This is a genomic window from Mycobacteriales bacterium, assembly GCA_035690485.1.
GTDB lineage: Bacteria > Actinomycetota > Actinomycetes > JAFAQI01 > DASSKL01 > DASSKL01.
The window spans coordinates 1-11,976 of the sequence record DASSKL010000030.1; the positions used below are offsets into that span (position 1 = coordinate 1).

The window sequence follows — 11,976 nt, forward strand, 5'->3', positions numbered from 1 at the left end:
CCGAGGCGATCACCGGCGTCGTGTCGGCGGTTGCCAGCCAGAGCGGCAACGTCGACCACCCGCTGACCACGTCGCGCGACAACCCGTCACGCGCCGCGGTGCTGCTGGTTACCAGCGACCGCGGTCTGGCCGGTGGCTACAGCGCCAACGTCCTGCGCGCCGGCGAGGCGCTCAACGGCCTGCTGCGCGAAGAGGGCAAGGAGCCGGTGCCGTTCCTCGTGGGGCGCAAGGCGCTGTCCTACTACCGCTTCCGCGGGCGTGACACGTCGCGGCAGTGGACCGGATTCTCCGAGCAGCCGTCCTACGACGACGCCAAGGCGGTCGCCGACTCGCTGATCGAGGAGTTCACCAAGGGCGGCAACGACGGCGGCGTCGACGAGATCCACATCGTCTACACCGAGTTCCACTCGATCGCGACCCAGAAGGCGGTTGCGAAGCGGATGCTGCCCCTGGTCGTCGAATACACCGACGAGCCGCCGCCGGAGCAGCAGGCGCAGTACGAGTTCGAGCCAGGCGCGGAAGGCGTCCTCAACGCGCTGCTCCCGCGCTACATCGAGGCTCGCGTCTACTCCGCGATGCTCGAGGCGGCCGCCAGTGAGCAGGCCGCCCGGCAACGCGCGATGAAGTCGGCCAGTGACAACGCCGACGAGCTGATCAAGTCGCTGACCCGCGACGCCAACTCCGCCCGGCAGGCGGAGATCACGCAGGAAATCATGGAGATCGTCGGCGGGGCCGAGGCTCTCTCGCAAGGAAAGACACAATGACAGCCATCACAGGGAAGTGGGACCGATGACCGCCACCGTCGAAGAGACCTCGTCGACCCAGAACGGCGGCACCGGGCGCGTCGTACGCGTCATCGGCCCGGTCGTCGACGTCGAGTTCGCTCCGGACCAGATGCCCGAGCAGTTCAACGCGCTCCACGTCGAGCGGACCCTCGGCGACGAGACGCGGATGCTCACGCTCGAGGTCGCGCAGCACATCGGCGACAACATGGTGCGTGCCATCTCGATGCAGCCGACCGACGGTCTCGTCCGCGGCGCCGACGTCATCGACACCGGGGCGCCGATCAGCGTGCCCGTGGGTGACGCGACGCTCGGCCACGTGTGGAACACGCTGGGCCAGCCGCTCGACACTTCCGAGGACACGGTCGAGATCACCGAGCGCTGGCCGATCCACCGGCCGTCGCCGCCGCTCGACGAGCTCGAGCCCCGCACCGAGATGTTCGAGACCGGCATCAAGGTCATCGACCTGCTCGCGCCCTACGTCAAGGGCGGGAAGATCGGGATGTTCGGCGGCGCCGGTGTCGGCAAGACCGTCGTCATCCAGGAGATGATCCGCCGGGTTGCGCAGGAGTTCGGTGGCCGCTCGGTGTTCGCCGGTGTCGGTGAGCGCACCCGTGAGGGCAACGACCTCTACCTGGAGATGGAGGAGGCGGACGTCCTCAAGGACACCGCGCTCGTCTTCGGCCAGATGGACGAGCCGCCGGGCACCCGCCTTCGGGTCGCGCTGGCTGCGCTGACCATGGCGGAGTACTTCCGCGACGAGCAGCGCCAGGACGTGCTGCTGTTCATCGACAACATCTTCCGCTTCACCCAAGCCGGGTCCGAGGTGTCCACGCTGCTGGGCCGGATGCCCTCCGCGGTGGGCTACCAGCCGACGCTGGCCGACGAGATGGGCGAGCTGCAGGAGCGGATCACCTCCACCCGCGGCCACTCCATCACCTCGCTGCAGGCGATCTACGTGCCCGCTGACGACATCACCGACCCGGCGCCGCACACCACCTTCACCCACCTCGACGCGACGACGGTGCTCTCCCGGGCCATCTCCGAGCTCGGCATCTACCCCGCGGTCGACCCGCTCGACTCGACGTCCCGGATCCTCGACGCCCGCTACATCGGCGAGGAGCACTACGGGGTCGCCCGCCGCGTCCAGCAGATCCTGCAGCGCTACAAGGACCTGCAGGACATCATCGCGATCCTCGGCATCGACGAACTGTCCGAGGAGGACAAGGTCATCGTCAACCGGGCGCGGCGCATCCAGCGGTTCCTCTCGCAGCCGTTCTTCGTGGCCGAGCAGTTCACCGGCATCCCCGGCAAGTTCGTGCCGCTCGCCGAGACGATCGAGTCGTTCCGGCGGCTCACCGAGGGCGAGTTCGACCACCTGCCCGAGCAGGCGTTCTTCATGTGCGGCGGCATCGAGGATGCCGAGGCGAAGGCACGCGAGCTGGAAGCCTGACCGTGCCCGCCGAAATGCACGTCGAGCTGGTGTCGCCGGACCGCAAGGTCTGGACCGGCACCGCCGAAATGGTCATCGCCAAGACCGGTGAGGGCGACATCGGCATCCTCGCCGGTCACCAGCCACTGCTCGGCACGCTGGTCGAGAGCCCGGTCACGATCAAGCGCGGCGACGAGCCGGACCTCGTCGCGGCCGTGCACGGCGGCTTCATCTCGGTGAGCAACCGCGGGGTGTCGATTCTCGCCGAGCTGGTCGAGCTGTCCTCCGACGTCGACGTCGCCCGAGCCCGGGTGGCCTACGACCGCACCGAGGGCGCGGTCGACGACGACGAGGAGGAGCGCGCGGCGCACCGACGAGCAGCGGCCCGCCTACGAGCCGCCGGCGAGCAGATCTAGTCGTCGGCGGCTGGGCGCGGGGCGGGGACGGTGGAGGTCGTCGACGCGATCGGCGTCCTGGTCCTGATCGCCGCCCTCCTGCTCGGCCTGCTCGTCCTGCGCCGGCTGTTTCTCACCCGCCGCGGCGGGTGCCTCGGCATCTCGCTGCGCCGCGCCGGCGCCGGCCGGCACGGCTGGGTGCTCGGCCTCGGCCGGCTGGAGCGTGATCGGCTCGTGTGGTTCCGGTTGTTCAGCTTCTCCCTGCGGCCGCGACACGCGGTCGACCGCTCCGCGCTGGCGGTGCTGCAGCGGCGGCGGCCGAGTGGCGGCGAGACGCTGATGCTGCCGGGCGACGCGGTGATCTTCCGGTGCGACGGGGTGAGGGAAGCGCTCGAGGTCGCGTTGCCCGAGTCGACCCTGCCGGCATTCCTCGCCTGGCTGGAGTCGGCACCGCCGGGGGCGTCGCTGCCCCGCTAAGGCTGGTTGCCCGGCTTCCAGAGCACGTCGCCCTGCTCCGCGTTGGCCACCCGGGCCAGGATGAACAGCAGGTCCGACAGGCGGTTCAGGTAGCGCGCGGTGACCGGGTTGGTGACGTCGTGCTCGACGTCGAGCAGGGCCCACGCGCTGCGCTCGGCCCGGCGGGCCGCCGTGCGCGCGACGTGCAGCAGCGCGGCGCCGGGGCTGCCCCCCGGCAGGATGAAGCTGTTGAGCTTGCCCAGCCGCGAGTTGTAGCTGTCGCAGTCGCGCTCGAGCCGCTCGACGTAGGCGTCGTCGATCCTCAGCTGCGGATACTTCGGGGCTTCGGCGATCGGCGTGCAGAGGTCCGCACCCACGTCGAACAGCTCGTTCTGCACCCGCTGCATCGTGGCCGCGACGTCGGCGGCCAGGTCGCCCAGCGCCAGCGCGACGCCGATCGCGCTGTTGGTCTCGTCGACGTCGGCGTACGCCGCGATCCGCGGGCTGGTCTTCGCCGCCCGGCTCATGTCGCCGAGCGCGGTCGTGCCGTCGTCGCCGGTCTTGGTGTAGATCCGTGTCAGGTGCACCGTCGACGTGCGCTTGCGCTCGGCCATGCCAGCACGCTACAAGGCGGAGGCGCCGCTGCCCGGCCGGCCGCGGCGCCTCCGCTCTCCGTGCGGGCGCGTCAGATGTCGGGGAAGGTCACCCCGCGCCCGATCGGGCCTTCATACAGCGGCGTTCCGAGGTTGCCGTCGCCGTCGAGCACCCGGATCTGCGGCACGACCTGGCCCGCTGCCGGCATGGTGACCGGGAAGGCGGCGATACGGCCGTCGACCAGGTCGCGGGCGGCAGGTCGCCACGAGCCACCAGGGGTCTTCAGGTCGATCTCGCCGGTGCCCGCCCGGCCGACCACGATCGCGGTGCCGTCCCGTGAACCGCTGCCGGGCTGGCCGGCCGCCGGGACGAAGACGCTCACCTGGCCGGCCTCGGCGTCGATGTCGTGCAACCCGACCAGGGTCGCCGGCGCGTTCGGCGACTTGACCCAAGCAGCGGCAACCATCGCCGGCGCCTGGGGATTGCCGGTGACCTCGCCCGCGGCCACCAGGATCAGCTGGTCGCTGGAGGAGATCACGCCGTACAGCGGGCGGAGCTTCTCCAGCGTCACCTGCGCGCCGGGCCAGTGCGCCGCCAGGGCCTGGCTCATCTTCTGCAGCATGTCGATGCGGTTGGCTCCGTCGGCGATCGTGTTCATGCCGGCGTAGGTCCACGTCTCGACGGTCGGGACCTGCGGAGGCGCGGTAGACGTCCACGTTGGCGACGCGGATGCGTTCGGGGACGTTGCCGGTGAGGCGGTGTCGCGGGGCGCCACCGTGTCGGTGGGCTGGACGGCGAAGCTGCCGGGCGCCGGCTTGTCGGCGTCGAGGCTCCCCGAGATCGTCGGCACCGCCACGGCGATCGCGGCCAGCGCCAGCACGCCTCCGGTCGCGGCCGCGGCCAGCCGGTGGCGGCGGATTCCGCGGGCCCGGCGCTCGATGCCGGCGAGCGGGTCGGGGGACGTGGGCACCTGCGTGGCGCGGTCGCGCAGCGTCGTGCGCAGCTCGTCGTCGATCGGGGTCATGGCGTGGCTCCCAGAAGGTCTGAGGGAAGTGCGGTGCGGGGGTCGTCGTCACGCAGGTCGGCGTCGTCGCGGAGCTTGACCAGCGCGCGGGACACCGTGCTCTTGACGGTGCCGACCGACACGCCGAGCACCTCCGCGGTCTCGGCCTCCGACAGGTCCTCGTAGTAGCGGAGGACCACGGCGGCTCGCTGCCGCTTGGGCAGCCTGGCGAGGGCGGTCCACAGCGCGTCGTGCGGGTCGGCGTCGGCGGCCTCGTCGCGGCCGGCCCGCTCGGGCGGGTCGGCGGTCGCGACCTCATCGAGCCGGCGACGCCGCCACCACGACGTGCGGGTGTTGACCATGATCCGGCGTACGTAGGCGTCGACCGCCTCGCGCTCCCGGATGCGGTCCCACGCCAGGTACGTCTTCGCCAGCGCCGCCTGCACCAGGTCCTCGCCGTCGGCCCGGCTGCCCGTCAGCAGGTAACCGGTGCGCAACAGCGACGGGTAGCGGGCGGCGACGTAGTCCCGGAACTCGTCCCGGCTTCGCGTGTTCATGACCTCATCTCGTCGTTCGGTCGGTGAGCGGGCTCGCAGGGCGTGACACCCGGCAAGACGCCGCTTGCGTGCCGAACGTTGCTCGCGCGTTCGACGATTGTCCGCGGCGCGCCGTGGCTCGCCCGGTTTCGACCTCGCCGTCCTACGATGCCGCGGTGGAGCGGTTCACGGTCGTCGGCGGTGCGCGGCTCGCCGGCACGGCGCGGGTGACCGGCGCGAAGAACAGCGTGCTCAAGGTCATGGCGGCCGCGCTGCTTGCCGAGGGCACGACTCATCTGCGCAACGTGCCCGACATCGTGGACGTCTCCATCATGGCCCGGGTCCTGCAGGACCTGGGGGCCCACGTGGAGGCCCGGCCGCCGGAGGTCGTCATCACCGTCCCAGAGCGGATCGGGCACGAGGCGGCCTACGAGCACGTACGCCGCATCCGTGGCTCGGTCTGCGTGCTCGGCCCGCTGCTTGCCCGCGCCGGTCAGGCGCGGGTGGCCCTCCCCGGCGGTGACGCGATCGGCTCCCGCGCGCTCGACCTGCACGTCGGGGGTCTGGAGCGGCTCGGGGTGACGTTCCACAGCGAGCACGGCTACCTCGTCGCCGAGGCGCCGTCGCTCGCGGGAGGCTCGGTCTGGCTGGACTTCCCGAGCGTCGGCGCGACCGAGAACATCGTCATGGCGGCGGTCCTCGCCAAGGGCACGACGGTGATCGACAACGTCGCCCGCGAGCCGGAGATCGTCGACCTGTGCGAGATGCTCGTCGGGATGGGCGCCCGCATCGGCGGGCTCGGCACGTCGACGCTGGAGATCGAAGGCGTCGAGGGGCTCACCCCCACGACGCACGACGTGGTGCCCGACCGGATCGTCGCCGGGACGTTCGCCTACGCCGCCGCGATGACCCGCGGCGACATCTCGATCGAGGGCGCGCAGTCGCAGCATCTCGAGATCGCGCTGGACAAGCTGGCCCAGGCGGGCGCGCGCGTCGAGCGGGAGGTCGACGGCTTCCGGGTCAGCTGCGACACCCGGCCCGCGGCGGTCGACGTCGCGACGCTTCCCTATCCCGGCTTCCCGACCGACCTGCAGCCGATGGCGATCGCGCTCAACGCGACCTCGACGGGGGTGGCGTTCGTCACCGAGAACATCTTCGAGGGTCGGTTCGCGTTCATCGACGAGCTCGTGCGGCTCGGCGCCGACATCCGCACCGAGGGCCACCACGCGGTGGTCCGCGGCCGCGAGCGGTTGTCGGGTGCCCCGGTGCGCGCCACCGACATCCGCGCAGGCGCCGGGCTGGTGCTCGCCGGGCTGGCGGCCGAGGGGGTCACGTCGGTGAGCGACGCCTACCACATCGACCGCGGCTACGCGCACTTCGCCGAGCAGCTCCGCGCGCTCGGGGCGGACGTCTCGCGCGACTCGCTGCCCGACGAAGCCGCCTAGGCGGGACGGGTCAGCAGCTGGTCAGCTCGCGGGCCCGGTCGGCGTCGTCGGGGAAGACCAGCAGGTAGGTCGCGTCCTGCGGCCACGGTCGGCCGGTCGCGTCGTAGCCCTTCCCCGCCGGTGCCAACGTCGCGCGGATGTGGTGCTCGGCCAGCACGGCGTGCACGCGGGCGGCCTCGTCGTGCGGGAGGGCCCGCGTCGCGGGCACGAGCAGCCCGTAGTCGGGACGGTTGCCCGGCGTACGCCGTTTCGGCGGGCCGAAGATCCAGCGGCCGAGAGCACCGAGGCCGAGCGCGACGAGCAGCGCGAGGACCGGGGCGGCGAGCAGGTGCGCGGGCATCTGTGCTCCCTCCTGCGCCGATGTCGCGGTGCATCCGGAAAAAGGTGCACCCGGCGTGGCAACCGAAACGGCAACCGTTGCGTCGTTATGGTCGACCACGGCGTTCCCGCTCGCAGACGGGGGTCCCCCGATGCATGTCCACGTCGACGAGCCCGGCCAGGCATTGACGCTGTCCGGACAGCTCGACGCGTCGACCGTTCCCGACGTACGGCTCGCGCTGCACGCCGCCGTCGACAGGGGTCACGGCGACCTGGTCGTCGACATCGCCGACGTCGAGCTGCTGGACGCCACCGGCCTGGGGGTGCTCGTGGGCGCGCACCGACGGGCCGGGCGTCACGGCCGCCGGCTGGTGCTGCGGTCGGTGCCGCCGCGTGTCGATCGGCTGCTGTTCATCAGCCGGCTCTACCTGGTGCTGCACGTCGACCGGTCGAGGCCGGTCTCCGTCGCCTGAGTCGCTCTGCCGCGCGGTCACCTACGCTTCCGTCGTACGACGTCGACGGAGGACTCATGTCGCAGCGCGAACGCGACCGGCCGTGGGTGATGCGCACCTACGCCGGCCACTCCTCGCCGGCCGAGTCCAACGCGCTCTACCGGCGCAACCTCGAGAAGGGGCAGACCGGACTGTCGGTGGCCTTCGACCTGCCGACCCAGACCGGTTACGACCCCGACGCCGAGCTCGCCGCCGGCGAGGTGGGCAAGGTCGGAGTGCCGATCGCGCACGTGGGCGACATGCGCGCGTTGTGCGACGGCATCCCGCTCGCCGAGATGAACACGTCGATGACGATCAACGCCACCGCGATGTGGCTGCTCGCGCTCTACGAGGTCGTCGCCGAGGAGCAGGGCGCCGACCCGGCCGCGCTGATGGGCACGACGCAGAACGACATCATCAAGGAGTACCTCTCCCGCGGGACCTACGTCTTCCCGCCCGGGCCGTCACTGCGGCTGATCACCGACATGGTCGCCTACACGGTGACCGCGATGCCGAAGTGGAACCCGGTCAACATCTGCAGCTACCACCTGCAGGAGGCCGGTGCGACGCCGGTGCAGGAGATCGCCTACGCCATGTGCACGGCGATCGCGGTGCTCGACGCGGTCCGCGACTCGGGGCAGGTGCCGGCCGAACGCTTCGGCGAGGTGGTCGCGCGTATCTCCTTCTTCGTCAACGCGGGCGTGCGCTTCGTCGAAGAGATGTGCAAGATGCGGGCGTTCGTCGAGCTGTGGGAGGCGCTCACGCTGTCGCGCTACGGCGTCACCGACCCGAAGCAGCGGCGGTTTCGCTACGGCGTGCAGGTCAACTCGCTCGGGCTGACGGAGGCGCAGCCGGAGAACAACGTCTACCGGATCCTGCTGGAGATGCTGGCCGTCACGCTGTCCCGGCGCGGCCGGGCTCGCGCGGTGCAGCTGCCGGCGTGGAACGAAGCCCTCGGCCTGCCGCGACCTTGGGACCAGCAGTGGTCGCTGCGGGCGCAGCAGGTGCTGGCCTTCGAGACCGACCTGCTGGACTACGACGACATCTTCGACGGCTCGGTCGTGGTCGAGTCGCGGGTGGCCGCGCTGGTCGCCGACGCACGGGCCGAGATCGACCGCGTGCAGGCGATGGGCGGCGCGGTCGCCGCGGTCGAGAACGGCTACATGAAGTCCCAGCTGGTGGCCTCGCACGCCGAGCGGCGGCGGCGGATGGAGGTCGGCGAGGACGTCGTGGTGGGCGTCAACCGGTTCACGACCAGCGAGCCGAACCCGTTGCTCGCCGACCTCGACACCGCGATCCAGACCGTCGACCCGGCGGTCGAGGCGGCCGCCGTCGAGGCGGTGCGGTCGTGGCGGGCCGGACGTGATGCCGGCGAGGTCGACGAGGCACTGCGTGTGTTGCGAGATGCGGCCAAGACGGAGGCGAACCTGGTCGCGCCGACGTTGCGCTGCGCCCGGGCGGGGGTGACGACGGGGGAGTGGGCGGGCACCTTGCGCGAGGTGTTCGGGGAGTACCGCGCGCCGACCGGCGTTTCGGCAGCGGTCGCCGCCGGTGCCGGGGAGGAGCTGACGCGGGTGCGCGAGCGGGTGCGCCGCGCCGGTGCGGAGATCGGGGCCCGGCTGCGGCTGCTCATCGGCAAGCCCGGTCTCGACGGGCACTCCAACGGCGCCGAGCAGATCGCGGTGCGGGCCCGTGACGCCGGCTTCGAGGTGATCTACCAGGGCATCCGGCTCACGCCCGCGCAGATTGTCGCCGCGGCCGTCGCCGAGGACGTGCACTGCGTCGGGCTGTCGATCCTGTCCGGGTCACACCTCGAGCTGGTGCCCCAGGTGCTCGACGGGCTGCGGTCGGCCGGGCTCACCGACGTACCGGTGGTGGTCGGCGGGATCGTCCCCGCGGCCGACGCCGAGCAGCTGCGGCGGCTGGGCGTGGCGCGGGTGTTCACGCCGAAGGACTACGAGCTGACGCGCATCATCGACGAGATCGTCGGGGTGATCCGCGCCGCCCACGGCCTGGGCTGACCCGCTCCTCGGTGCCGCTCGACGGCGCGGCGACCTCCACCGGCGTGTAGAGCGCGAGGCCCCAGCGCAACTTCTCGCGCATCCCCTCGACTTCCTCGTCTGGCAGCCCCGAGACCAGGCTGCGCAGCAGGTCACCCTCCACAGTCCGCTCCCTTCGTGGCGCGGGTTGAGTCCGACATCCCCGCATGATACGTCGTACGGCGACCAAAGTGGCTGCCACGATCACCGGTCTTGGCACGGCGGGGCGCGCTTGCTCTTTGGGGCAGGCGACTTGTCCACACGTGGCGCTGCGCCGCTTGCCCTGGTCTGGGCAGGCTGGAAGAATCGAACAAATGTTCGAGTAGTGGGGATCGAGGAGGTGCTGGAGCGTGGCGGCATTGCGCGGGGCATTAGCCGCGGCGCTACGCGCCTATGCCGACGCGGACGTGACCGCCTTGCCTGACTCCGCACTCCTCGACGACGTTCAAGGTCTGCTTGCGGCCCGCGACCTCATCGACGGGTTGGTCGCCCGCCGGTTGGAGGTCGTGCACGTCCGCGATGCCGCCGTTTCCGAGACCGGACTGACCACCAAGGCCTGGTTGATCGCCCACTGCCGGCGCTCCGCCCATGAGGCGGGGCAGCGGATGTTCGTCGCCCGCTCGCTGGCGGGCCTGCCGGCCTTGGCGGCAACGTTCGAGGCCGGGGAGTGTGGACTTGATGCGGCACGGATCGTTGCCTCCGCGCTGCGCGACGTGCCCGAGTCCGAGCGGCCGGCCGCCGAGGGGATCCTGGTCGAGCTCGCCCGGCAGGCGCCGCCCGGGCACATCGCCACCGCGGCCGGTGAGGTGGTGCGCCGGTTGATCGACCAGGAGGCCGCCGAGGCAGCGGCGCAGCGCCGGTTCGAGCAGAGGCACCTGTCGATAGCCAAGACCTTCGGTGGGATGGTCGCGCTCTCGGGCCTGCTCGACCCGGAGTCCGGCGAGGTGGTGCTGTCCGCGATCGGCGCCCTCGCCCAGAAGAGCGGTTCCGATGACTCTCGTACGCCGGGGCAGCGCCGCGCCGACGCGCTGGTCGAGCTGGCGGGGCACCGGCTGGCGTGCCCCGGTCAGCCCGGCAGCGCCGGTGAGCGTCCGCAGCTGGTGGTCACGATGGCCTGGGAGACCCTTGCCGCGCGGCTCGGCGATGCCGTGTTGGAGCGCAGCGGGCTGCCGCTGTCGGCTTCGGCGGCCCGGCGGCTGGCGTGTGACGCCGCGGTCATCCCCGCCGTGCTCGGTTCCGACGGTGCGGTTCTGGATGTCGGGCGGGCCGTGCGGGAGTGGCCGATCGCCATACGGCGGGCAGCGCGGTTGCGCGACCGCGGGTGCTCGTTCCCCGGCTGCGTGGTCGGGCTCGACGGCTGCGAGCTGCACCACATCGTTCACTGGGCCGAAGGCGGCGAGACGTCCTTGGCCAACAGCGCGCACCTCTGTCGCTTCCATCACCGGCTGGTGCACGAGCTGCACTGGACGATGCGTCGCAGCAGCCCGACCGAGGTGGTCTTCACCGATCCCCATGGTCGCGACGAGCGTGCACCGCCCGTCGCTCGCGCCGGATAAGGGCGCCGCGCTTCTGTGGCGAAGTCCGTCGGTCCTGTACTACCGACCCTGCTTGCGGGCGATCCACAGCCAGGTCTCGTAGGGCACTTGCAGCGCGCCGGAGGGGTTCGCATCCCGAAGGAGGGCTTCGATGTCAACCAGCAGTCGTTGCCGGGCGGTCGCTGGGAGGGCGCTGACGTAGCTCTTGCTGCGTTCCTCGGCGATCCAGTGGTCGATGCTGACCCTGCGCTGCCAGGGCACCGAGATGCGTTCGGGGCGGGCGAACAGGCCGGAGTCGTGCACGGGCTGGCCCCAGTCGATGTCCCGGTGGGTGCGGACGAAAGCGGGTGTCACCCCTTCGACGAGGTCGAGGTAGCGCTGGAACCAAGGCTCGTCGTCGACCCGGGCATGCGACCACCAGGCGGCCCATCGCCCACCTGGTGCGAGTACCCGGGCGGCTTCGGCGATCCGGCGCCGTTCGTCGAGCCAGTGCCAGGACTGCGCGAAGCACAGCAGATCGACGCTCGCCTCACGGAACGGCATCGCGGCGCCGTCCGCCACCGCGGCCCCGAACAGCGCGGGGGCGTGGGCAACCGTGTGCTGCACCATTCGCGGGCCGATGTCCAAGGCCACGAGCCGGGCTCCTCGGGCAACGAGTGCCCGGGTAGCGAGGCCGGTGCCGCAGCCGCCTTCCACGACGAGCCCGGAGTCCAGCGGCACCAGGGCGTCGTACACCGCGTCGGGGTAGTCCGGGCGGCCGGAGGCGTAGTCCTCGACTACCGCGTCGAACGACACCACCGATCGAATCTCCCACACGAGCAAGCCACAACCTCGAGGTCGAGGTCGAGGTCGAGGTCGAGGTCGGGGCCGGGGCCGGGGCCGGGGCCGGGGCCGGGGCCGGGGCCGGGGCCGGGGCCGGGGCCGAGGTCGAGGTCGGGGTCGGGGCCGAG

The 11,976-nt window shown here is 71.7% G+C and carries 13 protein-coding genes; 8 read left to right on the plus strand and 5 right to left on the minus strand.

Annotated elements, in window-relative coordinates; translation table 11 throughout:
* The 4 genes from VFJ21_04340 to VFJ21_04355 all read left to right on the plus strand — a co-directional run.
* Window positions 1-764: F0F1 ATP synthase subunit gamma (locus tag VFJ21_04340; GenBank protein HET7406351.1), on the plus strand; the 764-nt coding region annotated here is incomplete at its 5' end.
* A gap of 25 nt (window positions 765-789) precedes the next feature.
* Window positions 790-2,235, plus strand: coding sequence for a F0F1 ATP synthase subunit beta (gene atpD, locus VFJ21_04345; GenBank protein HET7406352.1), 1,446 nt, complete (start codon window positions 790-792; stop codon window positions 2,233-2,235).
* 2 nt (window positions 2,236-2,237) lie between these two features.
* A complete protein-coding gene (locus VFJ21_04350) occupies window positions 2,238-2,630 on the plus strand; it encodes a F0F1 ATP synthase subunit epsilon (GenBank protein HET7406353.1) in 393 nt (130 codons plus the stop codon).
* A 30-nt stretch (window positions 2,631-2,660) separates the two neighbouring features.
* The gene (locus VFJ21_04355; protein ID HET7406354.1) at window positions 2,661-3,086 is read left to right on the plus strand and encodes a DUF2550 domain-containing protein; all 426 of its coding nucleotides are present in this window, start codon (window positions 2,661-2,663) and stop codon (window positions 3,084-3,086) included.
* On the opposite strand, the gene VFJ21_04360 is transcribed toward VFJ21_04355, so the two are convergent.
* The 3 genes from VFJ21_04360 to VFJ21_04370 all read right to left on the minus strand — a co-directional run bounded on the left by VFJ21_04360 (window position 3,083) and on the right by VFJ21_04370 (window position 5,219).
* A complete protein-coding gene (locus VFJ21_04360; GenBank protein ID HET7406355.1) occupies window positions 3,083-3,679 on the minus strand; it encodes a cob(I)yrinic acid a,c-diamide adenosyltransferase in 597 nt (198 codons plus the stop codon). The two genes, VFJ21_04355 and VFJ21_04360, sit on opposite strands and share 4 nt — an antisense overlap.
* A 71-nt stretch (window positions 3,680-3,750) precedes the next feature.
* On the minus strand, window positions 3,751-4,683 hold the full coding sequence (locus VFJ21_04365) for a hypothetical protein (GenBank protein ID HET7406356.1): 933 nt from the start codon (window positions 4,681-4,683) through the stop codon (window positions 3,751-3,753).
* A complete protein-coding gene (locus tag VFJ21_04370) occupies window positions 4,680-5,219 on the minus strand; it encodes a SigE family RNA polymerase sigma factor (GenBank protein ID HET7406357.1) in 540 nt (179 codons plus the stop codon). Before VFJ21_04370 ends, VFJ21_04365 begins: the two co-directional genes overlap by 4 nt.
* A gap of 155 nt (window positions 5,220-5,374) precedes the next feature.
* Between VFJ21_04370 and murA the strand changes: the two genes are divergently transcribed.
* Window positions 5,375-6,643, plus strand: coding sequence for a UDP-N-acetylglucosamine 1-carboxyvinyltransferase (gene murA / locus VFJ21_04375; GenBank protein HET7406358.1), 1,269 nt, complete (start codon window positions 5,375-5,377; stop codon window positions 6,641-6,643).
* A gap of 10 nt (window positions 6,644-6,653) precedes the next feature.
* Here murA and VFJ21_04380 read toward each other — a convergent pair whose 3' ends face one another.
* Window positions 6,654-6,983 (minus strand): hypothetical protein, encoded by a 330-nt coding sequence (locus tag VFJ21_04380; protein ID HET7406359.1) that lies wholly within the window; start codon window positions 6,981-6,983, stop codon window positions 6,654-6,656.
* Between the two features lie 130 nt (window positions 6,984-7,113).
* Here VFJ21_04380 and VFJ21_04385 point away from each other — a divergent pair, with 130 nt between their 5' ends.
* From VFJ21_04385 to VFJ21_04395, 3 genes are all read left to right on the plus strand, one after another.
* A complete protein-coding gene (locus VFJ21_04385; GenBank protein ID HET7406360.1) occupies window positions 7,114-7,434 on the plus strand; it encodes an STAS domain-containing protein in 321 nt (106 codons plus the stop codon).
* A gap of 56 nt (window positions 7,435-7,490) precedes the next feature.
* The gene (locus VFJ21_04390) at window positions 7,491-9,473 is read left to right on the plus strand and encodes a protein meaA (GenBank protein ID HET7406361.1); all 1,983 of its coding nucleotides are present in this window, start codon (window positions 7,491-7,493) and stop codon (window positions 9,471-9,473) included.
* A gap of 425 nt (window positions 9,474-9,898) precedes the next feature.
* Entirely contained in the window at window positions 9,899-11,047 is a 1,149-nt protein-coding gene (locus VFJ21_04395) for a DUF222 domain-containing protein (protein ID HET7406362.1), read from the plus strand.
* A gap of 39 nt (window positions 11,048-11,086) precedes the next feature.
* On the opposite strand, the gene VFJ21_04400 is transcribed toward VFJ21_04395, so the two are convergent.
* Window positions 11,087-11,824, minus strand: a complete 738-nt coding sequence (locus VFJ21_04400; protein ID HET7406363.1) for a methyltransferase domain-containing protein — start codon at window positions 11,822-11,824, stop codon at window positions 11,087-11,089.
* Between the last annotated feature and the right edge of the window lie 152 nt (window positions 11,825-11,976).

Coding starts and splice junctions, on each gene's coding strand:
- VFJ21_04390 (HET7406361.1), top strand. CDS start 7,491: ATGTCGCAGCGCGAACGCGACCGGCCGTGGGTGATGCGCACCTACGCC.
- VFJ21_04370 (HET7406357.1), bottom strand. CDS start 5,219: ATGAACACGCGAAGCCGGGACGAGTTCCGGGACTACGTCGCCGCCCGC.
- VFJ21_04385 (HET7406360.1), top strand. CDS start 7,114: ATGCATGTCCACGTCGACGAGCCCGGCCAGGCATTGACGCTGTCCGGA.
- VFJ21_04365 (HET7406356.1), bottom strand. CDS start 4,683: ATGACCCCGATCGACGACGAGCTGCGCACGACGCTGCGCGACCGCGCC.
- VFJ21_04380 (HET7406359.1), bottom strand. CDS start 6,983: ATGCCCGCGCACCTGCTCGCCGCCCCGGTCCTCGCGCTGCTCGTCGCG.
- atpD (HET7406352.1), top strand. CDS start 790: ATGACCGCCACCGTCGAAGAGACCTCGTCGACCCAGAACGGCGGCACC.
- VFJ21_04360 (HET7406355.1), bottom strand. CDS start 3,679: ATGGCCGAGCGCAAGCGCACGTCGACGGTGCACCTGACACGGATCTAC.